This window comes from Collimonas sp. PA-H2 (assembly GCF_002564105.1).
Lineage (GTDB): Bacteria > Pseudomonadota > Gammaproteobacteria > Burkholderiales > Burkholderiaceae_D > Collimonas.
The window spans coordinates 2,653,541-2,679,645 of the sequence record NZ_PDBX01000001.1 but is presented as its reverse complement, the minus strand read 5'-3'; the positions used below and the strand labels follow the sequence as shown (position 1 = coordinate 2,679,645).

The 26,105-nt window shown below is 57.2% G+C and carries 22 protein-coding genes; 6 read left to right on the top strand and 16 right to left on the bottom strand.

Features of this window, described 5'->3' with window-relative positions; all coding sequences use genetic code 11:
- Positions 1-310: 310 nt before the first annotated feature.
- The 6 genes from BCF11_RS12140 to BCF11_RS12115 form a co-directional block, all read right to left on the bottom strand.
- Positions 311-847, bottom strand: a complete 537-nt coding sequence (locus BCF11_RS12140) for a DUF2058 domain-containing protein (protein WP_098494974.1) — start codon at positions 845-847, stop codon at positions 311-313.
- Between the two features lie 210 nt (positions 848-1,057).
- Positions 1,058-4,336 (bottom strand): autotransporter outer membrane beta-barrel domain-containing protein, encoded by a 3,279-nt coding sequence (locus tag BCF11_RS12135; protein ID WP_233212463.1) that lies wholly within the window; start codon positions 4,334-4,336, stop codon positions 1,058-1,060.
- Positions 4,337-4,500: 164 nt separating this feature from the next.
- Positions 4,501-6,660 carry an autotransporter-associated beta strand repeat-containing protein gene (locus tag BCF11_RS12130; RefSeq protein ID WP_098494973.1) on the bottom strand — a complete coding sequence of 720 codons (2,160 nt, stop codon included), beginning with the start codon at positions 6,658-6,660 and terminating at the stop codon, positions 4,501-4,503.
- Positions 6,661-6,915: 255 nt separating this feature from the next.
- Positions 6,916-7,182, bottom strand: coding sequence for a hypothetical protein (locus BCF11_RS12125; RefSeq protein WP_098494972.1), 267 nt, complete (start codon positions 7,180-7,182; stop codon positions 6,916-6,918).
- A 134-nt stretch (positions 7,183-7,316) separates the two neighbouring features.
- A complete protein-coding gene (locus BCF11_RS12120; RefSeq protein ID WP_143751317.1) occupies positions 7,317-9,191 on the bottom strand; it encodes a glycoside hydrolase family 28 protein in 1,875 nt (624 codons plus the stop codon).
- 58 nt (positions 9,192-9,249) lie between these two features.
- Positions 9,250-9,696, bottom strand: coding sequence for a hypothetical protein (locus tag BCF11_RS12115; RefSeq protein WP_098494970.1), 447 nt, complete (start codon positions 9,694-9,696; stop codon positions 9,250-9,252).
- An 8-nt stretch (positions 9,697-9,704) separates the two neighbouring features.
- On the opposite strand from BCF11_RS12115, the gene BCF11_RS27975 reads away from it, so the two are divergent.
- The 5 genes from BCF11_RS27975 (at position 9,705) to BCF11_RS12090 (ending at position 12,362) form a co-directional block, all read left to right on the top strand.
- Positions 9,705-9,911: a hypothetical protein gene (locus BCF11_RS27975; protein WP_098494969.1), complete on the top strand. Its 207-nt coding sequence runs from the start codon at positions 9,705-9,707 to the stop codon at positions 9,909-9,911.
- A gap of 369 nt (positions 9,912-10,280) precedes the next feature.
- Positions 10,281-10,976 (top strand): hypothetical protein, encoded by a 696-nt coding sequence (locus BCF11_RS12105; RefSeq protein ID WP_098494968.1) that lies wholly within the window; start codon positions 10,281-10,283, stop codon positions 10,974-10,976.
- Positions 10,931-11,500, top strand: a complete 570-nt coding sequence (locus BCF11_RS12100; RefSeq protein WP_098494967.1) for an ATP/GTP-binding protein — start codon at positions 10,931-10,933, stop codon at positions 11,498-11,500. Before BCF11_RS12105 ends, BCF11_RS12100 begins: the two co-directional genes overlap by 46 nt.
- Positions 11,501-11,512: 12 nt before the next feature.
- On the top strand, positions 11,513-11,914 hold the full coding sequence (locus BCF11_RS12095) for a roadblock/LC7 domain-containing protein (protein ID WP_143751315.1): 402 nt from the start codon (positions 11,513-11,515) through the stop codon (positions 11,912-11,914).
- Between the two features lie 88 nt (positions 11,915-12,002).
- Positions 12,003-12,362, top strand: a complete 360-nt coding sequence (locus BCF11_RS12090; RefSeq protein WP_098494965.1) for a hypothetical protein — start codon at positions 12,003-12,005, stop codon at positions 12,360-12,362.
- A gap of 91 nt (positions 12,363-12,453) precedes the next feature.
- On the opposite strand, the gene BCF11_RS12085 is transcribed toward BCF11_RS12090, so the two are convergent.
- The 8 genes from BCF11_RS12085 to BCF11_RS12050 all read right to left on the bottom strand — a co-directional run bounded on the left by BCF11_RS12085 (position 12,454) and on the right by BCF11_RS12050 (position 21,434).
- A complete protein-coding gene (locus BCF11_RS12085) occupies positions 12,454-13,365 on the bottom strand; it encodes an amino acid ABC transporter substrate-binding protein (protein ID WP_098494964.1) in 912 nt (303 codons plus the stop codon).
- Between the two features lie 280 nt (positions 13,366-13,645).
- A complete protein-coding gene (locus BCF11_RS12080; protein WP_143751314.1) occupies positions 13,646-14,230 on the bottom strand; it encodes a hypothetical protein in 585 nt (194 codons plus the stop codon).
- A 69-nt stretch (positions 14,231-14,299) separates the two neighbouring features.
- Positions 14,300-18,112, bottom strand: coding sequence for a pilus assembly protein (locus BCF11_RS12075; RefSeq protein ID WP_158229185.1), 3,813 nt, complete (start codon positions 18,110-18,112; stop codon positions 14,300-14,302).
- A 69-nt stretch (positions 18,113-18,181) separates the two neighbouring features.
- The gene (locus BCF11_RS12070; RefSeq protein WP_098494961.1) at positions 18,182-18,811 is read right to left on the bottom strand and encodes a hypothetical protein; all 630 of its coding nucleotides are present in this window, start codon (positions 18,809-18,811) and stop codon (positions 18,182-18,184) included.
- A 12-nt stretch (positions 18,812-18,823) separates the two neighbouring features.
- Entirely contained in the window at positions 18,824-20,008 is a 1,185-nt protein-coding gene (locus tag BCF11_RS12065) for a PilW family protein (protein ID WP_098494960.1), read from the bottom strand.
- Positions 20,005-20,436, bottom strand: coding sequence for a type IV pilus modification protein PilV (gene pilV, locus BCF11_RS12060; protein WP_098494959.1), 432 nt, complete (start codon positions 20,434-20,436; stop codon positions 20,005-20,007). The genes BCF11_RS12065 and pilV overlap by 4 nt, the downstream gene beginning before the upstream one ends.
- On the bottom strand, positions 20,437-21,009 hold the full coding sequence (locus BCF11_RS12055) for a GspH/FimT family pseudopilin (RefSeq protein WP_233212675.1): 573 nt from the start codon (positions 21,007-21,009) through the stop codon (positions 20,437-20,439).
- Positions 21,009-21,434: a type IV pilin protein gene (locus BCF11_RS12050; protein ID WP_098494957.1), complete on the bottom strand. Its 426-nt coding sequence runs from the start codon at positions 21,432-21,434 to the stop codon at positions 21,009-21,011. Before BCF11_RS12050 ends, BCF11_RS12055 begins: the two co-directional genes overlap by 1 nt.
- Before the next feature lie 346 nt (positions 21,435-21,780).
- On the opposite strand from BCF11_RS12050, the gene BCF11_RS12045 reads away from it, so the two are divergent.
- Positions 21,781-22,413, top strand: a complete 633-nt coding sequence (locus BCF11_RS12045) for a response regulator transcription factor (RefSeq protein ID WP_098494956.1) — start codon at positions 21,781-21,783, stop codon at positions 22,411-22,413.
- A gap of 15 nt (positions 22,414-22,428) precedes the next feature.
- On the opposite strand, the gene BCF11_RS12040 is transcribed toward BCF11_RS12045, so the two are convergent.
- A complete protein-coding gene (locus BCF11_RS12040; protein ID WP_233212462.1) occupies positions 22,429-25,431 on the bottom strand; it encodes a two-component regulator propeller domain-containing protein in 3,003 nt (1,000 codons plus the stop codon).
- Positions 25,432-25,822: 391 nt separating this feature from the next.
- A complete protein-coding gene (locus BCF11_RS12035) occupies positions 25,823-26,101 on the bottom strand; it encodes a hypothetical protein (RefSeq protein ID WP_098494954.1) in 279 nt (92 codons plus the stop codon).
- Positions 26,102-26,105 lie beyond the last annotated feature (4 nt).

Below are 26,105 nucleotides of genomic sequence, written 5' to 3'. Positions count from 1 at the left end.
TTGCCAAAAAACAGCAAATACTGTGCCAATAGACAACAACCCCGAATTGATGTTAGCGCTAACAATTTTTGTCAGTTTCTTTGCTGTTCGACTAAATTTTGTCCATTACTCGGATCTGTCGCCGGTCCGTTCGTCCGGTTGCATTAAAACTTGACCCGCTCGCGAGCGCCGACTTGACATGCCGTCCCTCATGATCGGGAATCCATGCGGGTTGGCGTTTTTTGTTTTGGAGAACGCAAAAGTCGGCCCGTCGGACCCATACTGTTTGTTGTACAAATACCTGCCGCCCCGAACCAGACAAGCGCTGGAGCTACCACATCAAGTCGTCCGGAATCTGGAAGGCTGCATACGGATCGTCCGCATCGATCTCGGTGCTAGCCTTGTTCACCCGCACGACCAGCGAGGCATCGCGCTCCGCGATCTTGTCGGCGATGATCCTGGGCACCAGGTCTCTGCTTGCGCCCTGGCAGATGATCACCAGGCGCCCGGCGATCAAATGCGCATGGACCGCGGCCGAGACATACAGCCGTTCGATCTTGTTGTCGTGAGTGAAATTGTAGGCGATGTCGCCCCCTCCCGTGCTTTGGCGATTTTTCTGCACCATCTGGACAATTTGCGCCGCGATCGCTTTTTGGGTGGCGGCCGCATCGCGCTGGGCATTCAGTTCGCGGGCGCGGTCGGCGTTCTTGCGTTGCGTTTCGAGCGCCGCCAGGCGCGTTTCATCGACGCTGGCCGTACCGCTCCGGCGCTCCGCCTTTTTCTGCTTGTTCTTGTCCTGGTTGACCAGTTTGACTTTAGTCTTGTCAACCAGGCCAGCTTTCAAAAATTGCTCTTGCAAAGAGGCCATATGCGCTGCTCCGTAAATAGGGACACCCGGTTAGGGGCCGCCGGCCCAGGCAATGGTGCCGACCGGCGGAAAAACGCTAGCATAGCAAATATCGACCCGCAGCCCATGATCGCGGCCTTGTTGGCGTTCTTACACACGCAGAGCGAAGGCTGGCGTCATGTTCATGGCAATCTAAACAGAGATGGACAAATCCGCTGCTTTTGCCGCCCGCTACCAACTCCAGCGCACGCCTGCATCAGCCATCAATATGCGCTGTTGCGCTCCACCGAAATTGGCCGTGTAGGTGGCTGTGACAAACGTACTGGCCGATTTGCTGACGGTTGCGACCAGACCGGCGTTCAGCTGGCCCGCTGTCCGATTCGTAGCGCTGGAAATCATTGTCGCGCGGTCAAAAGCGACAGTGTCATGCGAACCGGAACTGCGCAGCAGGTTCAGCCGCAGATACGGCCGCCAGGCTGCTGCAGCTGTTTCAAAGCGGCTTTGCAGCCGCACGCCGATGCGAGCCTGGAAGGTATTGGTCTTGTTAAAGCCCACTGTCGAGACACCATCATTCAAGTCATTGAACGACAGACTTTGCCAGATCACTTGCGCCTGTGGTTCGATGGTCACATTGGCTCCGAGTCGGATTGGCAGGCCTCCTTCGATAGAGCCGATGAGCGCGCTGCCGCGTGTGGCGGCGCCCACGCCATCGTGTGAACGCGGGTTCGCTGACATTGAACTTCCCATCAAGACCGCATCCGTGTACCAGCCGCTCGGGCCGACGCGAGTCCAATAGCCGCCAAGACTATATGCGTCGATGGAAAGATTGCCGGCATCAAGGTTCTGCACGGCCATGGCAAAACCGTTGACGTTGCCGGCGGCATGCGCAAAACCGGCAAACAGGCCGTAATGATTGCGTCGGCCATCAGCGCCGGTATCGGCATAGAGGTCGTGGCCGACCTGCATTCCCGTCGTCGATCCATCGAAGCGGGACGAGACAGCGCCATCCTGGCCTTGCCTGGCATGGCTGCCCCAGACACGTCCCCAAGCTGCCGGCAGTTCGCCGCTCCCGGTCAACAGCGATTGTTCCCCTTGCCTGTCATGGAAGGTAGCGAGCTGCTGGATATTCAGCTGCCGCGCGACGCTGGCAACTTCCACATAGATAGGTACTTCGGGACGATACAGTGGAATTGTTCCGGAGCCGGTCGATGGCGTTGGGCCTGTCGCAGCAATCGGTGGCGTGGCTGGGGGTGTGGCTGGAGGCGTACTTAAGGTTGTGGTTGGCGGCGCGACCACGGGTGGTGTCGGCGTTTGCGCCACGGTGTTACGCAGATACCAGTTTTCAGAAGTGCCGCTGGTCACGCCGCCTTTGGCAAGATAGTAGGAATATGCGCCGGCCTTGAGCGGTCCGGCCAGCGCGAACGCGTTTGCCGTGGTCGTCGCGCCATTGACGGCCTGCACCACTTCAATACCATCGGCGACTGTGGCTGCGCCGGGACCACCGACATTCGTGATGCGCAAGCTGGACGATCCGCTGGCGGCGCCGCCGCTGATCACCAAGCGGTCCGAGGCCGCGCCGTCACCTGCGAGGTAGGCGTTCAGGGCGATGCTGCCGTTCTGGCCGACATAGTTGCCGACTACATTGAGCCGGTTGCCAATGCCTTGGCCGCCGATTTGCACCTGGCCGGCGTTCACCAGTGTGCCATTGATCGTAAAGGCGCCGTTGCCCGAACTGGCAAACGGTGACAAGGCATTGGCGGCCGCGATGGCGCCGTTGTTGGTCACCGTTCCCGCGACGCTGCCATAGCCGCCGAGCGTGGCGCCGGCCGAGATGGCCGTGTTGCCGCCGCCGGACAATGCCGCATTCGCGTGGGAGGCGTCGCCCACCGCCAGTATTCCGGCGGCGATGATCGTGCCACCGGAATATGAATTGCCGGCATTCAGCAGCGTCATGCCGGCGCCTGCCTGCGTAACAGTGCCGCGGCCGGAAATCGCGCCGGCGAAAACCACGTTGTCTGAACGCTTGAAGACAAGTACGCCATCGTTTGCGACATCGCCCACGATGCTGCCGCTGGCGCCGCCGTTGCCAAGCTGCAGCGTGCCAGCCGAGATTCTAGTGCCGCCGGTATATGCATTGCTGCCTGCGAGCGTCAGGGTTCCTGCTCCTGCTTTGTTGAAGCTGCCGGAACCAGTCATGCCTTGCGTCAGCGTGGATACGAAACCCTGCGTGTCGATTGTGCCGCCCGCGGCATTTATCGTTACCGCACGCGAACTGGCGAGATCAAAACTCTGCAGAAGCTGAAGCGTACCGCCGTTGAATGTCAGTCCACCGGTGTTTGCACCAAGCGCGTTGTCGGCGCCGACAGCAACGGCGCCGCCGGTGAGCGTGGTGCCGCCGGAATACGTATTGCCGCCAGAAGCTGCCGGCGCCAGCGTTAATGTGCCCGCCTGGGTCTTTTCGACCGCGCCGGCGCCGGAAATGATGCCGGCATAGGTCCCGTTGTCTGGTTGCACAAAGCGCACCAGACCGGCATCCGCGACCGCAAGCGGCAGATTTTGCGCCCGTGCTTCGAGCGTGCCGGCCGCATCGACGCTCATCTTTCCGGCATATGCGCTGTTGTTGGCGCTCAATGCCAGCGTGCCTTGCTGAACTTCGACAACCCCAACTCCGGTAATGGGTGTGGTCAGCGTCCAGGTTCCCGTATCGTTTTTGATGAGCGACGAAAAATGCGTAATGCTGCCGGGCAGGGACGCACTGCCGGTTCCACTCAGGAACAGCGTGTTATTGCCCCCGCCGCCATCGAAACTACCGGTAATGACCGACCCGGTATAGAGCCGCAATATGTCATTGCCGCCGGAGAAAGCAAGGTTGCCGACGATCCTTCCTTTATTGCTAAAGTCTATCGCGCCGTTGCCGGATGCGCCGATGACATTGCCTGGCGCCTGGATGACGCCTGTTTCATTGTTGATGACCGTATTGAGCCCGCTTGCATTCTGAAACCAGATGGCGGCGGCATGATCTGCCTTGATCGTGCCATTGTTGACGATGAGATTGCCGCTGCCTTGCGGATTGATTGCTTCGGCGCTGGCTTCGGTGCCGGTCGCCAGGACCTGGCCGCCCTGATCGACAGTCAAGGTGCTGTTGCTGCGAAACTCGATCGTATTGGCGCCGCTCTTATATAGTCCATTACTCCTGATCCCGTTGGCGCTTACCGCGCCGCCGTTCTGCACCCGTATGTTTGCATTGTCGCGCAGGCTGATGGCGTTGGCGTCGCCGACTGCGATCCGGCTGCCTGCGCCGACTGTCACCATTCTGCCATCTTCCGTCGCCAGATTGCCTCCGCCAATCGTCGTTGTCCAGGGATTCGCCGCGCTGGCGTCGCAGATTGTTGCACGGCTGGCAGTGCTGCAAGCTGCATAGGCGGCGACGGGGATTACGCTCGCGGCGGGCATCAGCAAAAGGAAAGATACAGCGGAGAGCGCAAAGCGACGGCGGACAGGATGAGACATAGTTATTTGAACTTATAAAATCTGCGTGTTCGCAGGAATAGTGAGCGGAAGGAGGCGAGCTATCAGGAATCCTTGATTCTTATGCGGGATTGGCACACCGCATGCCCGGAAATTCCCTATGCCGCAATCGGCGCCAGGCACGCCAGCCGGCGGCCCGCATCTGTTCATGGCGCCGTGACGTAGTAACTCGTAGCGTCCTGGCCGCCTGTCAAGGCAAGACCGGTACCGCCGACATTGCCGCTGATGCTGGTAAAGGCGCCGCTCACGCCGCCGGCAGCTTGCACCACCACGAACCTGCTGCCATGCGCCGGGGCCGCCGCGAAATTGAGCGTCAGCCCGCCGGACAGAAGCGCCCGTCCGCCAACCTTGAGCTGATCGGGGACACTACCGATCGATAATGCGAGATTGCCGATCGCGGTCTGCGTGTAGTTGCCGCCGACATTGAGCGCATGCTGGCTGCCGGCGGTCGCCAGGGTAGCGCCGTTGATGACGCTGCCGCTACCCAGCGCGGTGGCGCTGGCCACGTTTAGCGTACCGGCGCTGACCGTGGTCCCGCCGCTGTAGCTGTTAGCGCCTGACAGGGTGGTGCTTGCGGCGCCGGCTTGTTTGATCACCCCGCTGCCGCCAATGTTGGATAGGGTGATGGCAGTCGATGTGTTGGCGATAATCAGCGTGCCGTTGTCGACGATGGCATCGCTGAGGCTGCCGTTGGCCGATTCGGCGGTAAGCAGGCTGCTGTCTCCCGTGTAGGTGGCCAGCATGGTCTGGCGCAAGATGGCGCCGTACGGCGCGGCCGCAGTCGGCGCTCCTACCGTCGCCTGCACCGCGCTGACCGGTGCGCCGTTGCCGATCTGGAGCGTGGCGCCGGCGCCGATGGTAGTGATGCCGTTGTAGTTCTGCGGCATGGTCAGTACCGCGTAGTTACCGGCGGTGGCGGCTATGGTGAGATTGCCGGTTCCGCTCGAACCGTCGGCGTCCGGACCGCCGCCACCGCCTGTAATGCCGACGTTGCAGCTGTACTTGCCGTTGTAATCGAACACCAGGGTCGATCCCCTGTGCAGATTGATATAGGCATTTTTTACAGCGGAGTTGGAGGCAGCCGGGGATGGCGCCGAAGGCAGGAAGAACTGATTGGTCGTGCCGTCGCCCCACTGGGTCGTGCCGCCCTCGATATTGATGCCGCGGAAACTGGAATTAGTGCCTCCGGTAAGGCTGCCAGAGACATTTTGCACCAGCATGGTATTCAGGCTGGGATCGCTCAAGGCTGGTTTGAGCTGGTCGCCGCTGTTGCTGTAACTGTAGATGCCCGTAAACATCACCAAACCGGAGTTGGTGTTGATATCGTCGCCGTAATGGCTTTCCCAAATGGTTTTCGGATACTTCAGCAGATGTGCCGTGGTATCGCCGAACAAGCTCTCCGGGGCCGCGGTGATGAACGACTCGTTGCTGAAAATGGTCGCATTCGGCATCGAAAAGATGACGTGGTCGACACCGAAATAGCCACCGTAAAGCTGAGAGTACACGCCGCTGAACGGATTGTCGCCGACGAAGCGGACGGTGCCGCCGGTGGCGCCGATGGGTGGACGGCGGATGACGCCGCTGCCGCTCAGGATGCCCATGTTAAGCGTCGGGCCGGATTCCAGCACCAGGGTGCCGTCGATCTGGAAATTGTCCAGATTGATCGTGGTGCCGGCAGTGTTTGGAATGTAGCTGCCGATGCTGCCGCCTGTGGATGATGGCGTCCCCAGTTGCAATGTGGCGCCGGCATTGACTATCACTGCCGGCGGATTGGGATTGTGGATGACCCAATAATGCACGTGGTTGGGGTCGGTGGGGCTCTTGGTTTGCGTGGCCGTCTCGGTTTGCCGCGAGGCTGGCAGTGTGAAGCTGCTGTCAGCGGTGAGAACCAGTGTGCCCGAACCGCCGGGGGCGCGGACCGTGAGCGTGCCGGTTCCGGAAATGATGCCGCCGTATGTAGTCGTTCCGGCAGGGATATCGACGACGGAATCGCCATTGAGGACGACGTTCTGGTTTGCCAGGATAGGGGCGCTGATATCGATCGGCGTCACCGTCGTCGCCGGTGTGGTGGTTGGCGTGGCGGCCGGAACGGTGGTGGGAGTATTGGTATTGGTATTGGTATTGGTGGCGGTGCTGCCGGTAGAAGTCGTTGAAGTATCGCCATTTCCCGTGCCGATCGCGGCGGGTGTCGCTGGACTAGCGGTGTTCGCAGCACTGTTGCTGGCGCCGTCGCCGCCCCCGCAGGCGGTCAGCGTCGAGATCAAGGCAGCGACTAAGACCGACGGAATATGGTTTTTTATTTTCATGATTCATGGCAGAAAGGGGAGCGACTTCTGGACTAGAGCACGGATCGTGCCTGACAAAAATTGACAGGTGCCCCAGGCAGGAAAACAAGAGCTGCTGAGATTCATATTTCTGCACATCGGTTCAGGAACTCTCGTTCTTGCCAGGGCCGGCCAACAACTGATCCGGCAACTGGCTTCCGCAAGCCCATTTTGGCGCGGCAACGGTTTCTTCAGACGCTTCAGTAGCTGATGGATGGCAGCGGTTTGAAATGACGCCTATGAATCGCACATTCGGGATACGCCATCTGATTTCAGAAAAATCTTCAGCTCAGCGATCGATAAATCGCTGGCCTCATGAAGACTGATCAGCATGGCTGCGCCGATTTCTGTCCGGCCATGGCGAATCTTGCTGATGACCGGCGGCGTCACCGCAAGACATCGTGAAAGCGCCGCATCGCTTTTGAGATCGAGCCTGGCCATTACCGCGTCCAGCAGCTTGTTTGCATTTTCAGTATATTTTTCGAAGTCGTCAGTATTTTTCATCAAGCTATTTCAATGGTCGAAATAAATTTGTCCAAATCTCGGGTGCATGCCATCTCGTCTTTGGAGTAGCCGCAGTCTTGTGCGCGCAGCTTAAAATTCGCACCAACACTCTTCTCCCTTGCATGCACATCACGTTAAAAAGGCGACGCCGACGAGGGAAATGGAACAAAGGCCAGGCTGCAATCGATCGGCGACAGCTGGTTTTTCTGCACGGCCGTTACCGTCACGTTGTTCGACGCAGAAGGCGAAATCGCGAAGTTGACCGGACCGGGTCCGACAGTAAACTGCGTGTTCGAGGGTGGCGTCGGACCACCGTTGTGCCGCGTAGTCGACAGTGTCGGCGCAGAATCGAAGATGACGTTGTCCAGGGTAATCTTCAATACATTGATAATGCCGTTGAAATCATAGCCATTGAAGGTAAGAACGCCGCCGCCATATTTTGCGCTGCCGGTATTGTGAAAGCCGCTGACCGTGATATCGTGGAAATTCGGCGTCAAAGTATGGTTGCCGGGACTGTAATAGGGGTCGAATATCATCGGCTCCTTGACGTTGCGCATGCAAATCTGCTGGTAGCGGACGTTCTTCACCTCGCCGCCACGGCCGTCATCCGACTTGATCCTGATGCCCACGCCGTTCGGCGAGTCGTGGCCGTCGATAGCCATATCCCGGATTTCAATGCCGTCGACCCCGGCATCCGTCTCGCTGCCGATCGACATGCCATGACCGTAATAGAGGTGGTTATGGACGATGCGATGAGTAGCGGCCGGCGACGCCTGGCTGCCATGCGCCTTGATTGCGATGTTGTCATCGCCGCCGCTGAGATAAGAGTATGCAATCAAGACATTGCTTGCCTGAGCCGGATCGATGCCATCGGTGTTCTTGGTGGTTTCTGGCGTAAAACAGGTGCTGGGCGAGGTCGCCGGCGTAGTCGGATCCGGGCTGGTCCCGGCCGCACAGGCATAACCCGGATTGCTGTAAGCCAGGGTCGGCGTCAACAGCTTCACTCCCCAGGCGGTAAAGCCGTTTACATCGCTGGGAACCACGTGGAAAGCCGGCGCGTTCTGCAACGCGATGCGATACAGCGTAAAGTTGCTGCCGCCAAAAAGCTGGATCAGGCGCGGATTATTCTGATTCTTTCCGGTCGATTTATTCAGCATGGCGACATCCCACCATGTCATTTTCCCGGTATTGGCGCCGGATGTCAGGATGCTGCCGCCGCGGCCGTCGATGACACCGTCGCCGACCACACCGCTGTTTTGGGTATTGCGGGCGGTGATCAGCGCATTGCAGGAATTGCCGCTGCCTGCCGCGTCGCCGCAATTGCCGTCTCCCTTGTCGAAATCCGCCGGGCTGCGCGATGCGAATAATGTCACTCCTTGATCCAGCCAGAGGGTGACGCCGCTCGCCAGGGTCAGCGGGCCGGAAAGAAAGGCATTCTGTCCGTCGCTGCCGGCCGTCAGCTTGATTGCCTGCCCGGCCGGGCAATTGGAGATGGCGTTCTGAATTCTGACCGTATCCGGATTGGAACTGTTGCGGCTGGCGTCCACAGAAGCAGGCAATAGACCGGACGTCTGTTTAAGACCCGCAATTAATGTAGCGCATAAGGCTTTGGGCAGTTGCGGCTCAGGCGGAAGCGCTGCGTCCACCACTGAGGTATTGCCGCCCGGTCCGGTCGGGGTAGTGCTTGTACCGGTCGGAGTAGTGCTTGTGCCGGTCGGAGTAGTACTCGTGCCGGTCGGAGTAGTGCTCGTACCGGTTGGGGTGGTGCTTGTGCCGGTCGGAGTAGTGCTCGTACCGGTTGGGGTGGTGCTTGTGCCGGTCGGAGTAGTACTCGTGCCGGTCGGAGTAGTACTCGTGCCGGCCGGGGAGGTACTTGTACTGGTTGTTGGAGTCGCACTTGCACCAGCCGTGCTGCTGCCTGAATTGGCGTTCTCCCCGCCGGCATCACCGCCGCCACCGCATGCGCTCAGGGTCATGCCGGTGAAAATCGTCACGCAAAATAACTTCATGAAACCATGCATCGTGTTTTCCAAAAAAAGATCAAGATATCCGAAGAAATAGCCTTTTCTATCCGCTAAAAGGGTTCCTATATTTGTACCGGCGGTCCCCATCAAAAAGACATGATTTCCTTCTTTGATCGATCTCGCGACTTTCCGTACCAAGCAGATACTTGCAAAGCCATTCGTAGTGTCCTTGGATTTCGCCAAGCAACTGACTGGCTTTCTCTCGTATAGAATTTTCCATGTCGCCATGGTTTTCCAGCGCGTCGAAAATGTCGTCGGCAAGCCTGTCGTAAAACTGCAATTGATGCTGATTGCCGCAAATGCTTTCCCACTCTTCACGAAAAATCGCATCGAAAGTCAGACTCTCTATAAATCGTGCAGCGCTGGTGGTTTCGTCCAGATTGAAAGAACGCAGTATTTGCGCCAGCAATAAGGGATCATCATCCGAAGTTTTCCTTGCCATGTCATTTTCTCCGTCGATCCAGACAAATTTCTTGCCGATGATATTCACTGCCGCCGATGCGTTTGCCGACGCAGGCGACCTGCGAAGAACGTCGTTCAACCCCGGCTGCCTTTCCGCGCATTGGCAATGCGCGCATCCGCTTCAGAGCAGGAATTTTCCCGATCCGCTATTCATTTGATATCGTTATCAACAATTTCTTCCTAGCATCAATGATGGGCAACGCAAAAGGAAATTCCAATCAGGCAATCCTGAATTTCGGGTAAGCATTTCCTCCAATCCCGGAATATTCATCTAATAGCCGCTTTTCGAAACCGACAGCAATCGCTGCAATAGCCTGTCCGGATCAAGCGCCAATGCGGTCAGGTTTCATGACCGCTATAGGGAATTCCTGACAAGGCATTTCGCAAATCCCGCGCAAATATCAAGATCCCCTGATATCCCTTCCACTGCGTATTGCTTACCCTTGCCGCTAGTTGGCCGTGCGAAGGAAATGCCTTGCACGGGACCAGTCATGCAGCAAATCGAGGGGATAGCGATCTGGCGCATTTTTTAGGGGAAGTTCATGCGATATCCGCTGTTAGAAAACATTCTTGTGCACGCTCCAATTCCCGGCAATCAATCCGATTCCCATAATGCGTAAGGCCACCTTCATTTCTATCAACCATCTCGCTGAAAAAGAGTTTCTGCGCTATGAACTCCTCATGCAGATAGCAAATGAAAGGACCGTATTCCGCTGGATTCCATCCGACCTCAGATTTGCATCGGTAGCATTACTGGATCCTTCCGTCTTCGATCCGCGCGAAATGCTGCCGGCCAACTGCATCTGTATCTGGATCTCGGACGGTCTCGATCATCCACCAGGCAGAGGCAACATGAGCTTGCCGTTAAATTTCCGCCTGCAGGATCTGATCAACGTACTCGACCGGGCGGCCTTGCGGATACTGGACTTGAAGACTGAGCAAATCGGTTCGCACGATGTATCCGATTTCGTCTCCCAAAGAATTTATCGCATCTCCAGATGGATCAATCTGGAGCACGATTTTTCACCCATCCGCTTTCAAAAAATCCTGGCAGTAATGACCAAGCAATCCGTCAGCTGGCATTGGCTACTTACATACGGCGGCTTGACAGAACGTGATGCATATATGTTTCTTGACGAATTGAAAAAGAAAGAAGTGCTGGTCGAAGGAGGAAAAATGCCGATCGAGCCGGAACCCGCACAGCCGGCATATCTTGATCAAAAGGAGGGTGGTGTCGGCATGTTTGTCAAAAAAATCAATCAATGGCTGGGCAGGAGCCGTGCGCAAGAATTGGAGAGAACCCAATAGTGTGCATACTTCGAATAGTTCTCCTGGGGCCGATGGGCATAGGCAAAACGACCGCGATCCGTTCTCTGTGCGGAGATCTGATGGTCGATTGCGATGTTCCTAACATGGATCCCTCCTCTGTAGCCAAAGCGAATACAACTGTCGGCGCCGATTTTGGCGTAGTCGATCTGGACGGCGGCGAACAACTGCATATCTACGGCAGCCCGGGGCAGGACCGCTTCGATTTCATGCGCGGCTGGCTGCTCTCCATGGCGATTGGCGTGATTGTCATGGTCGACGCCAACGAAGCGAATGCGGTCCGCACGGTGAAACAATATCTTCAAACCGTTTTTTCCGTTTCCGAAGACATGCCATGCATGTTGCTGCTGGCGCGCCCTATCAGCGCCGAGGCAAGCAACCGGTTTGCGTCGCAACTGACCGCGACACTGGGCATCGCCGTCCCGATGATCGCCGTAGACGTACGTGAAAGATCACAAATGCTTGATGCACTGGATATCTTCTCATCGCTGCTGGTTCCAATATGAGTTTACAAAAAAATGAAAGCTAATCTCGCTTCTGCATCAGCTGCAGCCCATCATGTATTCAGCCGGATTGACTTGTCCCAAAACAGCATATCCACGATGGTCATGACCACCCTGGATGGGCAGGAAATCGCTATCTATGACCCGGGACAAAAATTCAGTGCGGCCCGCCTGTCGGCGATGACCAGTTCCCTGATTGCCATAGCGCGCTCGCTAGGTAAAGAGGTGGACTTCGATGGCTGCGATCGTTTGATGCTTGAAACCCCGAAAGGAAAAATCATTTTCCGTCCGGTCGGCCATAAATATCCCTATTTGCTCTGCATCGTAGTCAACCAGGACGCCATCCTTGGACACACCATATGGACGGTCGACAAAATTGTCAGCAATTTCATCCAGCAGTTAATCCTGAACCACTGACGCAGTTTCATGCATCACCGGCGCTGGTCGGCCGGCGGTGATGCTTCTGTTCCGTTCAACGCCACTACCTATAAAGCCAAGGGAAAATATGAGTAACATGAAAGTTATTGTTGACGCACTACTGAATATCGATGGCACGCTGGCGGCAGCAATTGTCGATAGCAACAGTGGGATGATCCTGGGCTCAGGCGGCAGCGGCGTCGATCTAGAGTTGGCGGCAGCCGGCAACACCGAGGTAGTGCGCGCCAAATTGAAAACCATGAAAAGCCTCGGTCTGAATGACAGTATCGAAGATATCCTGATCACTCTCGGCAAGCAGTATCACATACTGCGGCCGATAGACAAGCACGAGGGACTGTTCATCTATGCTGTCCTCGACAAGAGTAAATCGAATCTGGCGCTGGCCCGGCGCAAAGTACAGGATGCGGAACAAGCGCTGGTAATGTAAACGTCCCTGGCCGGCCTATCTGCCGTCGAAATCCAGGCGACCGTAATGCGCTGCAATGCCGGGACGTTGTGAAACCGTCCTGGCAGGCCGATTAATCTCCGATTTTATCTGTAGGAAAAAGGATGGAATCCCGCAGCAAATATCCCATCGGCATGTTCACGCTCTTCCCTGGCGACGGAACGGGATGCATGAACCATTTGTCGTATATCTTGCGAAAATTGCCGTCATTCTGCAAATTCGCCATCTCCCGGTCAACCGATGTCTTGAGTTCCGCATCGTCTTTAGTCAGCATGATCGCGTAGGGTTCCACCGAGAGCGCGTCACCGACAATCGCGAATTCTTCGGGGCGCTTCATGCTTGCGCGGAAACCGTACAAGATAACGTCGTCCATCACGAATGCCGCGGCCTGCCCTTTTTCAAGCATGCTGAACGATTCGGAGTGATCCGTTCCTTCTACCAGCTTCAAGGCCAACGCCCTTACCTTGTTCCTGTCGTTCAGTAACTTGACGGTAGTCGTCCCTTTGGTAGTCACGACTTCTCTTCCGCGCAGATCAATCCAGTTCTTGATGCCGGAATCCGTACGGACAGCCATTCGCACTCCGGCAAAAAAATGGGGGACGGTAAACGCCACCTGCTTGCGGCGTTCGGCATTGTTGGTGGTGGTGCCGCACTCAAGATCGGCCTGGCCGCTGGTGATGGCAGCAATGCGGCTGGAAGGCGTGACAGCCAGATAGTTTACTTTCAATTGCGGTAGCTTCAGTTCCTGCCGTATTCCCTCGATGATTTTCAAACAGAGATCGACCGTGAAGCCGACTGGCTTCTTTTCCGCATCAAGATACGAGAACGGCGCCGTGGTTTCCCGATAGGCAATGGTGATGGCCTGGGTATCCCTGATTTTCGCCAGGGTGGGGCCGGCAACTGCTGGCGAGGGGAGCAGCCATGAACTCAACAACATCGCTCCAAGAATCGAATATCCTGGCCGAAGAAAAACATCCGTGTACATTGAACCACCTTGTCATATGAAGAGGATGATGCGAAATATCCGAAAGAACGCATTGGCAGCCATCGTGCCGAACTCAGGATAATGAGAGTCTGGATCAGGAGATATCAGGAGATCCTGATCTTGATGTAAGGATAGAAAACTTCTGGCCTGGCATAGAACGGGCGTCGACCATCCGTATATATAAAACTGCATCGCCTATATTCATGTTCTGCACCCATGATGCGGCGGCACACATCGTCACCTCGCACAGCTGTGCTTCTCCCGAACCGCCCTCTTGCACCTAGTCCGCTGCTGCAGTTTTATTCAGTTCCGGGCCAATACGAAACTCCAGGTCTTGATATGAATTCACATCGGTTCCCGCAAGTCTGGCCGGCATGAAAGCGGTGCCGCGCAACATCCTCTCTATGCGCTCCAGCGCCGGTTGATCGTCGGCCAGCGCCTGCAATTGTTCAACACCTGCCACCATGCCGCTGGCGTCGATATACAGGCGCACGCGGATCGGCAATCCTGAAACCACAGCACCCGTCAGCAAATCCGGATCTGGCGCACTGTATGGCAAAGCGCCCTTGTCAACTTCCTGCGGTCCGTAAAATATCGGCGTCGTTGGCGAGAGTGCAGTTTTTGCGATCGCATTGCGTTCCTGAAGCGGCTTGGAGGACTGCCTTTTCTCAAACGCCGTACTCGCTGCAATTGACTGCGGCACATCTTCTGCGATGGGAGGCGCTACCGCAATGAACTGGACATCGATGCGCGTTTCCTGAGCCGCGGCGACCGGCGCCGACGGCAATCCGGCGGCGTTGCTACGATGCCACCACAGCGTCGCTATTGCCATGTGACACACAAGGGATGCCGCGACGCCGAACAAGCGAGGTATATCACTCACGCCACGTGATTCTGCCGCACGCACTCTAGCTATCCCGGAAGGACACTGCCATCAGTTCGTAATTGGAATCTGGCGCCAGTTCAGGCGATTGAACGGATCGTTCAAGGGACTGCCGGGATCACTCATATTGCTCTTGCCGTCGGTATTGGTGGTCACCACCTTGATCCGTCCATTGACATTCCCAAAATAGATGCCATTGTTCATGCCCGCTGTAGTCACGGCTGCCAGATTGGCAAGCTGAGACTTTCCGGTACCGTAACTCACGGCATAAACATCATTGCTGCCCGAGGGAGTGCAGACGTCGCCATCCGGCAGATTGGCGGCAAATGCCACTATGCCGCCGTTTGCCGCGGCTTGCGATGTCACGCGCTGCGCAATATTGTTGGCGCTTAGCGCCAGGTCGATATACCAGCCGGAAGGTTTTCCCGGAGTGGCGCCTATGCCGATGGTGACGTCCGTATTGTTGTTCAGGTTGGCGCGGGTGATCGGATACTTGCCGACGGCGGCCGGCAAGGTCGCGCTGGTATCGAAGCGGGTACCGGTGCCATCGTTGATGGCATAGAAAGTCTGGATCTGGCTGCTCTTGATATCGCTGTCCGCCAGCAACTTGCCGGTGCCGATCAGCACGTAGCGTTTCAATGAATTCTTGTCGACCTCAATCAGCGGCCGGGTGGTGACCGGCTGTACTGCCGCGGCGCTGGACGGATCGGTCAGCAAAGCGATCTGGGTCGGCGCATCGTAACCGCTGCCGGTGATTTTGCTTAAATCCAGGCGCCATACATTGCCCAGCAGATCACCTGCATACACGGCGTCGGCCGTGTAATCGGTATAGTCGCCGACATAGGCGGAGGCCTGAGCCAGGCCGGCCGGCGCGCTGGCGCTGCCGGCGCCAGTCGAAATCGGCGGCTCCAGCAGTTTGCCGTTGCTTGGGTTGACGATGTAAAAATAACCTTTGCCGTCGGCATTGTTGTAGCCCGACGTAAGGATGACTACCCAGCCATACCTGGCTGTTTTCACGACAATCGGCGGACCGTAGCTATAACCCATGGTGGCGTCGGTAAATTCCCACAACACAGCGCTGGCGAGATTGGCTTCATTGCTCAGCGAACCTGGATTGGTGACATCAAGCGCATAGTAGCCCTTGCCGCCCTTGCCCAGGCCGCCAACCAGTAGGGAACGCCAGTCGGCTGAGGTATTTGCATTGCCGGCCTTGCCAAAATCGACATCAGTCACTACCGGTGTCGCATCGACAAAAAAATGATGGATGTAATTGGCGCTGGCCAGCGAAGCCAGGCCGTTCACCGCAGGCGTGGCGCTCGGTCCCTGATACAGGAAGCTGGGCACATAGGCAAACAGCTCCTGGCCGCCGGTTAATGCGCCGTCAAAAGCATGCAGCATGCCGTCATTGGCGCCCACGTACAGCACCGTGCCGCGGGTTTTGTGGGTGCTGACGAAGCTGCTGTAACCTGGGTTGTTGGCATCCGCATAGGTTGCCGCCGGCGCGCCCACCGGATCCGCCTTGGAGGTAACAATATCGCCCAGCAGATACGCGCGTTGACGGAATGGACTACCTTCCTTGCTGCGGTCGCCACGTAGGAAATTGACGACGTCGGCAGCAGTCGCGCCAAGCACGGCCAGGGCTGCGGCATTGCTTGCATTGCCGATATTGGCAGCACGGAACGGCACCCCTTTGCCGCCGTCGCTGGTGGCGATGAAGCGTTGCGTGTCCCAGCCCGCGACCAGGCCGCTGCCGTTGCCGGTGGCAGCCGCTTGCGTTTCCAGCAGCGCGCGAGCATCCCATGCGGGAGTGGTGGCGACCACTTGCCCGCTCGTCGCGTCGAACTGCAGCGCACTGGCAATCACCTCGCCCGACCAGTTGGCCGCGAAATACTGTGTGCTGTAGCTGACTGTTCCATCGGTGATGCTCACCGGCGACGCTACTGCCAGCGACGAAGAATACTGCGCTGCCGAATTAATGCTTTTAAAGGCATCCGTCAGCGAAGACACCATCAGGCCAGCCTTGCCTGCATCATAATAATTATCCGGCCGTAAATCGCCGTTGCGGTCTGTATCGCCGGCTTTGTTCCAGCTCGATTGTGTCGGCGCGGTGGTATTTCCATAGGTGCTGTAGCCAGAAGGAACGGTGAAGCCGCCGTATTTGGCGGCAAGCCAGTATTGATTGTTTTTTCTCTCTACGCCACGTTCCATCACATCCAGCCAGTATGTTGCAGCAGTAGTAGTGAAGTTTCTCTTCTTGCTGCCGAAATCGTTGGGCCGCAGATCGCCTGTATGGGCCGCATAAGCGAGACCGGCGATAAAATAACTGTTCTTGTCGCAACACCAGGTCGGATGCATCTCTCCAAGATTGCCCAGGCCTTCCAGTGCGCCGACCTGGTTGGTCGCCAGCCGGACATCGATCGCAGAGCTTTTGACTCCTGACACCGGCACGTCGGCCGCTACGCTGGTTGGCATAGCCGGTTCCGTGCTGGCATCGGCGATTGTGCTACCGGGAAGATTGGCATCGGCATGGGTATTTTCATCGCCGATGCCGATAATGAAATTCTTTTGGCAAGCGTATTGGACCGGATCGTCCCAGCCGGTAATCACCGGGAAACCGTCAGCCATGGCGGTATTCAAACCACTGGCGTATTCCGGAACATTGCCCACGTTCCTGAGATAGCGAATCGCCGCGTAATACAATTCGCTGACCGGATCCGCACTCTTGTAGATCTTGCTGGCAAAGCCGAATTTATTCAAATAATTGATGACGCCGCTATTGGCGATGGTGCTGCCGGTGACTTTTCCGGTGGCGGCGGCGTCAGTGCTGTCGGGATTATCCACAAAGATGCCGGTAGCAGGATCCCATTCCTTTTGCAGGTTATCGAGGCTGGTCGATCCCGGCACCGGCGTCCTGGGACCGACGGATTTCATCCTGGCGCGCATTACACCGCCATCACGCAAGAGGCTCGAATCGTTCAGATAAGAGAACGCTGCGAAGCGTAATTTATCGGCATTGTTTTGAATCAAACCGGTCGGCTTGTAAATATCGCTGCCGTATTGGGTGCAGTTGGTCTCCAGCGAGACCGCGTTCGGATCACAGACCTTCACCAGCACCGGTATATCGAAGGTAGCGCCGTCAGTCGTGCTCGACGCCGGGATGTTCTTTCCGCCGGACGTATATGCAGTGGCGGCGAAAGTCCCGAAAGTCCCGGGAGTGTCGTCGACGCTGATGGTGGTGTTGTCATTGCTGTTCGACACCCGCATCGAAGTGCCGAAGCCATACACGCGCACATAGATGTTTTTCCAGTTTTTGCCGCTGAATGGCGTGGCGCCGCTTATCGTCGCAGCGTCCTTGGCAATTGCCTGGACCGGGAAGTTCTTTACCCCTCCCTGACTAGCCGGCATATAGTTTTTTTGCAATATCGTGGCAGTCTTGGTGTCTATTGCACGATAACCGCCGGTCAACGCCCAACGGAAGGGATCGATGGTTGACGTAGTCGCCCAATTCAGGAAATTGCCGCTCCATTGCCCGGAACAGACGTGGCTCGCGGCTGCGCTGCTCGCCGCAAAATAGCCATTGGCATTGTCGTAGTCATAGCATTTGTCAGGGTCAAAATAACCGATGAACGTTGAAGCCGATGCATACGCGCCGGTATGCGCACGGCTGGTCGCTGTGGGATATTCAACCGATAGGGTCAGCAGCACATTGGAGGGCACAATAATACTGCTAAACATAGGCGTATCGTTAAGCGCGGTTTGTGCTTGCGCCGCACACGGTGCGCCGGCGCTGCCCAGCATCAGTACAGCCAGCAGCAGGCGGTTCAGCCAATGCGGCGCCTGCAGCGTCTTGGGGATTCGATTCATGTACTGATGCTCCTGTTTGTGCGAATGCATGCCGAGCGGGTGAACATGCACCCGGCAACCGTCTGCGCTTTAGTGAGTGAACGTAATCTGGGTAAACGTCTGGGTATTGCGCGGGCCGAGCGCCATGATCGTGAGCCGGTATACCGGACCCAGGCCAGCGCTCACCTTGGTGGAGCCGCCGGTTCCTCCCTTGTCGTCGACAAACGAGCCCATGGTGCAAGTCGCTTTGTCGGGCACCGTGCCCGATATGCACATGCGGTCAATCACATAGCGCAGCCTGATGCCTGTGGCGGTGTCGGTGATGTCGTCTTTTTTTGCCGACGCGGTCAATACATCGGGGATGCCCGGCAGTTTGGTCGAGGGTAGAACGTGAGCCCAATAATTTTGCGCCGCCTGGTCGTTGTACAAAACCGTTTCCGACACCAGCGCGCCGCTGACAAACTGGCTCCTGACCTGCGCCACGGCACGCTCAGCCTGATTTGCCAGATCGCGTTTAAAGGCTAGGTTGCCGGCGGTCAGCAAAGAGGTGTCAGTCGAACTGATCAGCGCGACGCTGGCTAGCATCAGTATCAGCAGAGAAATCAGGGCCATGATCAATACCGACCCGCGCTGTTTTATGTGCCGGTGCGATTTCAGGCTGGCCATGCGCATATCGTGCGAATCGCCGCATCGCCGATGGGAAAATGAATATAGGGTCATGGCATGCCCTCCTTAGTTGCTCAGTGCAAGCGCATTGCGCAAGGGAATGGTGGCGTCCAGCACGCGATAGCGGAATTTTTGTTCCGCGGCGCTCAAGGTCCTGGCATAGGAAAACGCCGTGCCGTCGAACATGGCCGGCAAGGTCGCTGATGAAACCGTGTTCTTGTCCTCCACCGCGGAACGGGTGATCATGCCGATGCGGATTGCCTTGATGGAAGCAATCAGCTTGCCGGCATTGACGCTGCCGTCCAGCAGCGCGCTGGCAGCGTAGCCGCCCGTGGGCGCGGTCCACGCAAGCGTGCCATTGTTGGCTTTGTCGACGCCGTAAATCGCGTGCATCTCGACCACGCCGTCAGCGATCAAGTCGGTGCCGGCGGCGCTTCCACTCAACAAATCGAAGCCGACCAAGGTATTGTTCGATCCCACGCCATAAAGCTGGAACGACGGATTGAAACCAAGATTGAGAACGACCGAGTTGGAAGAATAACTGGCCAGAGTCTTGTCGGCGCCAGCGGTATAAAATTTCCCACCCAGTGGCAAAACACCGGTACTCGGAGGCCCCGCGTAGGCGTTGTCAACCGATTCGACCAGGCATGCCGGCAGTGATCCGGTGCTGTCGCCGGAACGCTCTGCCATCAGCAGCTGCTGCCCTCCTCCCGCAGCAAACGACAGCGTATTCAACAGGTGCAGCTGCGCACTCGGGCTGGTGGTTGGGACACTGGTCGACTCGATCGGCATTTCGCCGTAGCCGGCGGAGCCGGACATCACGATCAGATTATCGGAAAGCTTACCGTTGGGATCTTGCGAGATGATCACCGGCGCCATGCGGAAGGCGCCGCCGATATTCGCCTTCAGGCTGGAAAACGGACTCGGCAGCGTAGCCGGCGGGATCACTGCCTTGCCACTATTGCTGGCATTGATCACGCAGCCGAAGGTCAAGGTGTACTGTTGGGAAAATCCGGTGCCGGCGCTCCTGATCGCCTGGTCCAGCTGATACAGCGCGAAAGCGCCATTCTGGTTCATGTCGTTAGCGCCGGTGGTATTTCTTTTACGCGCTTCGCTGACCGACATCACGCTGAAAATCGCCAGCGACACCACCAGGCCGATAACCAGCGTCACCATCAGTTCTATCAGGCTCAGCCCGCGTTGAAAGTGCGGACTGAGCGGCGGCAAGGCGCATTTGAATGATTTTTTCATTGCACCACTACCTCGGTGTTATAGCTATGGCTGGTCGTCGCGGCGGCGGTTTTGGCGGCTGCGGTCCAGGTAATGCTGATCTTGACCAAAGCTGGGTTGCCGGGATCCAGCGTCGCCACTCCTTTCCCGCCCTGGAACGCCGTCTGCACCTTGCTTTGCCAGTTGGCATAGTCTTTCGCATTGCCGCCGTCGGCCGCGCATAGCAGGTCGCAACTGCCATTGACCAGTTTGCTTTTGCTCCACAGCATGGCAACCAGGTTGTCGGTAAGCAGCGCTGCCTGGCTGCGGTCTTCGGCGCTGATGGAGTTATTGATGGTTGCGGCCTGCAGGCCGACCAGACCCAGGATGCCGAACGAAAAAATCAGGATCGCAATCAGGACCTCGATCAGCGTGAAGCCGCCTTGCTGCTGCAGGGATTGGTTCATCATTTAGCAACCTGTCGGAGTTGTGCTGGACAAAGTAATCTGGGGGTCGCACATGCGGATCTGGCCGCTTTGCGTGACGATGACTCTGAGGTTGCGGCCACTGCTGCTCGCGCCCTTGACCTCAAACTTATAGGGAGCGGCGCCGCTGTTGTTCAGGCGTCCAAGGCTGGTGAAAGTCAGGGTATCGACGTCGCCGGCAATAACGACATTGGCATTCGCGCCAGACAGCGAGGAGCCCTGAATGAAAAGATTGTAATTTGCATCGCTGGAATCGGTGGCCAGCTGAAACGTGTCGTTCTGCTGCACGTACCAGTTGTTGCCGCTCTTGGAGGTTGCCGCATCCTTTATCGGCGTCACCGCGGTCAGCCGGAAATCGACCAGCCGGCTGCGTCGCACCGCCTCGGTCTTTGCCAGCCGGATACCGTTTTGCAACGCCTCGGCGGTGGATCTGATCCTGGTATTCTGGATCCAGCTGGAAAACGAAGGTATGGCGGCCGCCATCATGATTGCTGCCAAGGTAATCGTGATCATCAGCTCGATCAGGCTAAACCCCCGCTCTTCCAGGGAGGGCGGCATCACGCGCATGACTGGCCTTTTTTGACGATCCAGGCTTGGGGGCATGCACCGCCCCATCCCGGTTTCGTTGCCGTGGTGGCTTTTATCAGCCCTGCGGCAGGCGTGTACGTGTAGGTATAGGTAAAAAGAGCCACTGCCCCCTGGCCGGCGGCTGTGATTGAATAACTCGTGGCGTCGCCGGTACAGTTAAATTGGAAATTCTTTGTGGCGCCTGGACAAGGGGCGCTTTTTTGCGGGTCGTAGGTCCGGTTATCCTGATAAAACTGCTCCAGCTGCGCCTGGCCGGAAGCCATGCCGTTGGTGGCATCCACCAGATAGCCCCGCAATACATAATCGGTATAGCTTGGATAGGCAATGGCCGACAGGATCGCGATGATGGCGATCGTGATCATCAGTTCGATTAAGGTAAAACCTTTGCTGGCCATGCCGACCTTCTCTTCAGATGTAATTTTTACGAACAAGTCAAACAGGCGTAAGGGTAGCAATTCTTTCACAGAGGAAATATCGTCATATCCTGAACTTGGTGTAAGGATTTCCTTGCCCCTCCCCCCGACACAAACCGGGCGTTACCGCCCGAGGTCTCATGGCACCGCACAAAAGCCTGGGTAAATACGGGGAGTAGAATCAGCAGCGGGAACAACATGCAGAAAAGGCAGCCGATGCCTGCCGCAGGTGCGCGATAATGGCAGAGAAAGCGGCTATTCCGCAAATGCCAGATCAGGACGCAAAGATCCGGACCGGCATTTCTGTCAACGATGAATTGAGGGATTCATGATACGAATACTGATCGCCGACGATCACGCGATCATGCGTGAAGGACTGAAACAATTGTTTGCTCTGGGCACAGAGGTGGCGGTGGTTGGAGAAGCTGTCAACGGCGGGCAAGTGCTCGATGCCTTGCATGCGGGCGGCATCGACCTGGTGCTGCTCGACATGACCATGCCAGGCGTCAGCGGAGTCAATCTGATCCAGCGCATCCGTGCGCATGAATCTTATCCGCCGGTCCTGGTGCTCAGCATGCACAATGAATTGCCGATTGCACGCCGGGCCCTGGCGGCCGGCGCTTCCGGCTACCTGACCAAAGATAACAAACCGGAAACACTGATGCTCGCTATCCGCAAAGTGGTCGCGGGAGGACGTTTCATCGATCCTGAACTGGCGGAACAGATGGTGTTCGAAACGAGCAGCCCGGATCAGCGTCCGCCCCATGAACTTCTGTCCGATCGGGAGTTCCACATCCTGCGTTTGCTGGTGCGCGGCAAAAGCGTCAACCAGGTTGCCGAAGAACTGTCGATCAGCAACAAGACCGTCAGCACCCACAAGGCGCGGCTGATGCAAAAAATGAAATTCCAGAATAATGCCGAGCTGGTGCGCTACGCGGTTACCTACAATCTGATCGAGTAGTAGCCGCTCCTGCCGTCATCGTTCCAGCGTCGCATCCGCGATCGGGATCGACACCCTGATCGTGGTGCCGACGCCGGGTACGCTAAAAATGAAGGCCTCGCCCCCGAGCATGGCTGTGCGCTCGCGGATACCGATCAGGCCGAATGATTTCTTTTTGCACTGGCTGGTATCGAACCCCCTGCCATTGTCGCGCACCTCCAGCACATAGTGCTTTTCCTTTTTCTTGAGGCTGATTTCCACCCGGCTCGCCAGCGCGTGGCGGCTGATATTGGTCAGCGATTCTTGCGCGATACGGAAAATGGTAGTTGCCCGCTTGTCATCCAGGACGATGTTGTCTTCGCACACATCCAGGCTGCATGGGATGCCTGCATTCCCGGTAAACTCCTCCGCCAGCCATTCCAGCGCCGATACGATCCCCATATCCAAAGCCGACGGACGCAGCGACGAGACGACATTGCGCACTACCTTGATGGTGCTGTCGACCAGTGCCACCATGCGCTCCATTTTTCCTTGCAGCGACGGATTCTTGCCGCCAAATTCCATCCCTACCACTGAAACGCCCATGCGCAATGCCGACAGATATTGCCCGAGTTCGTCATGAATTTCGCGCGTCAGATGCTTGCGTTCTTCTTCCCGCGACATTTCGAGCTCAAACGCGCGCTCACGCGCCAGTTGCTCCTGCAGGTGCTGGCGGGCGACCAACCTGCGCACGCGGTAGCGATGGATTAAAAACAGCAGCAGCATCAGCAGCGCGCCGCAGGCAGAATAGAAAATCTTTGTTCCCCACCATGGAGGCAGTATCTCGATCTCGACGTCCACTTGCGGAGAAACAGCATGCATGGCGGGATTCTCGGCGACGACCTGAAAGTGATAATGGCCAGGAGGCAAAGCCGCATAGCGCAGCTCCGGGACGCCGGTCTTGGACCAGTCAGGCTCCAGGCCCTGCATCCGGTAACGAAAAACGAGGGTCTCGCGATTCTGGTATGACAGTGCGGCCAGTTTGAAAGTGAGCGGGCCGGAGCTCCACGGCAGACGGACAGGCTGGTCGCGGGCAGGAACTTCGCCGTCGCGGGCGATGCTTTCCACCAGCATATCCAGCTGCAGCGGCGCGAACAGCGACTCCGGCCGCAGGATATGGGAAGCGCCGCCGCTGGTCGCCACCCACATCGAGCCGTCGCTGTCTTCATAAAAGGTGTTCAGGTCAGTGTCGTTCCAGACTAGCCCGCTTTCATGGTTGAAAAAGCGCCATTGCTGGCGATTCCATACGCCGACTCCGGCATCCGTCGATACCCATAACCAGCCACGCCTGTCTTCGAGCACCGCCGTCACCGACTGATCCTGCAGCAAGGAAGGTGTAATGTCGTTTATCTCCAGCGCCTCGCCCTGTTCGTTGGCGCGCCAGACATTCCCTGTTTCGCCGCCCAGCCACAATGTTCCGCCACGGGTGCAAGCGATAGCGCTAGGCTGGAAAAGCTGCGCGGACGGCTTGGGCCGTGATTTGCGCCAATGCGCGCCGTCAAAACGCAGCAATCCCTTATCGGTGACAAACCACAGCACTCCGGTCCGGCCCTGGCATCCCTGGAATGCGTTGATGTCCTCCATGAAAGGCAACTCAGTGACCGCTACCTTTACCGGAACCGGATTCGATTCAGGTTGCCTGATGCTGTAAATGCCGACATCGGTAGCAATCCAGAGTTGTCCCGACTGATCGAAAAAAAGGCTATTGATCGAGGGTAGCCGAGCGACCTTCACGTCCGCTCCGGCGCCGCGCCCGCGGCGCACCAGCAGACCCGACAGCGAGCCTGCCCAGATGTTGCCCCTGGCATCTTCAGCCATGCTGGACCACTGGTGGGATGTACCGCCATAGGTTCCCGGGGAAACGGAAAAATATCCATCCTTCTGCAATATCGCGGAGCCAGAACGAGTGCCTACGTGCAGCAGATTTTCCCGGTCGCGCAAGAAAGACAGCACGACGTCGTTGGGCAAGCCTTGCCTGGTGGTCCAGTTCTCCCAATTCGGATAGCCTATCCAATGCACCAGCCCATGTCCCAGCGATCCGAGCCAGACACCGCCGTCGCGGTCAACCAGGAGAGAGTTGATTCCTCCGCCCGCTATCAGTCCGCTGGATTCGCCAAAGGATTCCCAGCGTTTACCGTTCCATCGGATGACTCCCTGGTCCTGCCGGCCGAAAATCCGGCCCTCATTGTCCTCCACCAGGAATGGCAAGCCTCTCGCTTTTTTCTGTTCGCTTTGGTCTGGCGAACGGTCCTGGAAAACATGGCCACCGGGCGGCAGCATATGTATATGCCGCTCACCGCTCACCCAGAGCCGCTTTTGCCGATCGAGCAGAAGGGAGCGCCAGTTTTCAGCGGGTAAACCGCTTTCCTTCCCCAGGACAGTCAGTTTTCCCTGATCGTAATGACACAGCGCGCGCGCGCACCCCATCCACAATTCTCCGTGTTGGCCGACTTGGATGCTGAAAAGGCTGGCCATCTCGGGATGGCGCGATAGTTGCTCTGCTTCGAAAAATTCCAGCACCTGCCAGGAATGGCCATGATCCTCAGACTGCACCAGCCACAATCGGTCCCTGCTTATAAGCAGCAGACGATCCGGTGCAAGGGTTGCGAAGGTCTGTCCTTGATGGAGGGTGAACTGGATATTTTCAGACTGTATCAACAAGAAACGCTGTCCTTGCCACAGGTACAAACCTTCGCTCGTACCGACCCATAAGCGGCCGCTGCCGTCGACATGCAATGCGGTTATATACAGAGCGGTCGCGCTATCGCTTAGCTCAAAGCGCTGGAACCGTGCCCCGTCGTAGCGGAACAAGCCGTTTTGTGTACCGATCCAGATATAGCCGCCAGGCTCCTGCGCCAAGGCGGTAATCGCCATATTCCCTAAGCCATCGGTTTGGTTGTAATAGCGTAAGGGCAGTTGCTGGCACGACGCCCGCAATGGGCAGCATATGAGCCATAACAGCACAAGCAATTGACAGGTCCAGCGCAAGGTCATCGCCATTCCGGCTCCCATCGCTTTCCCCCCCCGAATGAACAAGAATGTTCCGGCGAGTTGTTCTGTACTGCTTGATGCTGGCATGTCTCGATAACCTCAATTCCTGTTCGCACCCCGAAAGCAGCGGGCTTCTTGCAGAAAGATCCGGTTTTCAAGATCAGGACTTGAAAATTTCTGCGCTGCAAGTTCCATGCAAAGTATCGAGAAATCCAAGCAATCTCTATGCCCAGGCTGTCGTTGCCATCGGCGCTGTTTCTTCCGCGACATGCTGGCTGAAGGCTTTGCCCACGGAGATAAGGATGCGCCGATATTGTCTCCATTGAAAGATCGTGACTCTTCTCGCATCAAATTCTCATTCGCGCAAAATTGATGCTTCGTCCTCGCCGCTCACAAAATATCATGGGGATTGCAGCTGCGATGCCGCTCGTTTCAGCACAAACGACTGGGTGATCAGCGTAATGACGAGCGCCAGCAGTTTCCGGCCGTTGAGCCCGCCGAAACCCGATGCGGCGGATATGACGGTGAGAACGCCAAGTCCGAGCGAGCCGCCGAACTGGTGCTCGGCAGCAGCCCGCCGATCCTGAGGGCGGCGCTGGCCGGATTCGGCCGGACCTTTGCTTTGCTGGTCGACGCACTGCGCTACCGCGCCAGACCTACGGCGCGGGCCCGGCAGCATAAAC

Excerpts from the sequence above, each read along its gene's own strand:
- BCF11_RS12040 (WP_233212462.1), bottom strand. The coding sequence starts at position 25,431 with ATGGCGATGACCTTGCGCTGGACCTGTCAATTGCTTGTGCTGTTATGG.
- BCF11_RS12085 (WP_098494964.1), bottom strand. The coding sequence starts at position 13,365 with ATGTACACGGATGTTTTTCTTCGGCCAGGATATTCGATTCTTGGAGCG.
- BCF11_RS12065 (WP_098494960.1), bottom strand. The coding sequence starts at position 20,008 with ATGAAAAAATCATTCAAATGCGCCTTGCCGCCGCTCAGTCCGCACTTT.
- BCF11_RS12075 (WP_158229185.1), bottom strand. The coding sequence starts at position 18,112 with ATGAATCGAATCCCCAAGACGCTGCAGGCGCCGCATTGGCTGAACCGC.
- BCF11_RS12100 (WP_098494967.1), top strand. The coding sequence starts at position 10,931 with ATGGCTGGGCAGGAGCCGTGCGCAAGAATTGGAGAGAACCCAATAGTG.
- BCF11_RS27975 (WP_098494969.1), top strand. The coding sequence starts at position 9,705 with ATGCGTTTGCCGACGCAGGCGACCTGCGAAGAACGTCGTTCAACCCCG.
- BCF11_RS12090 (WP_098494965.1), top strand. The coding sequence starts at position 12,003 with ATGAGTAACATGAAAGTTATTGTTGACGCACTACTGAATATCGATGGC.
- BCF11_RS12105 (WP_098494968.1), top strand. The coding sequence starts at position 10,281 with ATGCGTAAGGCCACCTTCATTTCTATCAACCATCTCGCTGAAAAAGAG.
- BCF11_RS12035 (WP_098494954.1), bottom strand. The coding sequence starts at position 26,101 with ATGCTGCCGGGCCCGCGCCGTAGGTCTGGCGCGGTAGCGCAGTGCGTC.
- BCF11_RS12140 (WP_098494974.1), bottom strand. The coding sequence starts at position 847 with ATGGCCTCTTTGCAAGAGCAATTTTTGAAAGCTGGCCTGGTTGACAAG.
- BCF11_RS12070 (WP_098494961.1), bottom strand. The coding sequence starts at position 18,811 with ATGACCCTATATTCATTTTCCCATCGGCGATGCGGCGATTCGCACGAT.
- BCF11_RS12095 (WP_143751315.1), top strand. The coding sequence starts at position 11,513 with ATGAAAGCTAATCTCGCTTCTGCATCAGCTGCAGCCCATCATGTATTC.
- BCF11_RS12135 (WP_233212463.1), bottom strand. The coding sequence starts at position 4,336 with ATGTCTCATCCTGTCCGCCGTCGCTTTGCGCTCTCCGCTGTATCTTTC.
- BCF11_RS12125 (WP_098494972.1), bottom strand. The coding sequence starts at position 7,182 with ATGAAAAATACTGACGACTTCGAAAAATATACTGAAAATGCAAACAAG.
- BCF11_RS12120 (WP_143751317.1), bottom strand. The coding sequence starts at position 9,191 with ATGAAGTTATTTTGCGTGACGATTTTCACCGGCATGACCCTGAGCGCA.
- BCF11_RS12130 (WP_098494973.1), bottom strand. The coding sequence starts at position 6,660 with ATGAAAATAAAAAACCATATTCCGTCGGTCTTAGTCGCTGCCTTGATC.
- BCF11_RS12055 (WP_233212675.1), bottom strand. The coding sequence starts at position 21,009 with ATGCCGCCCTCCCTGGAAGAGCGGGGGTTTAGCCTGATCGAGCTGATG.
- BCF11_RS12050 (WP_098494957.1), bottom strand. The coding sequence starts at position 21,434 with ATGGCCAGCAAAGGTTTTACCTTAATCGAACTGATGATCACGATCGCC.
- BCF11_RS12045 (WP_098494956.1), top strand. The coding sequence starts at position 21,781 with ATGATACGAATACTGATCGCCGACGATCACGCGATCATGCGTGAAGGA.
- pilV (WP_098494959.1), bottom strand. The coding sequence starts at position 20,436 with ATGATGAACCAATCCCTGCAGCAGCAAGGCGGCTTCACGCTGATCGAG.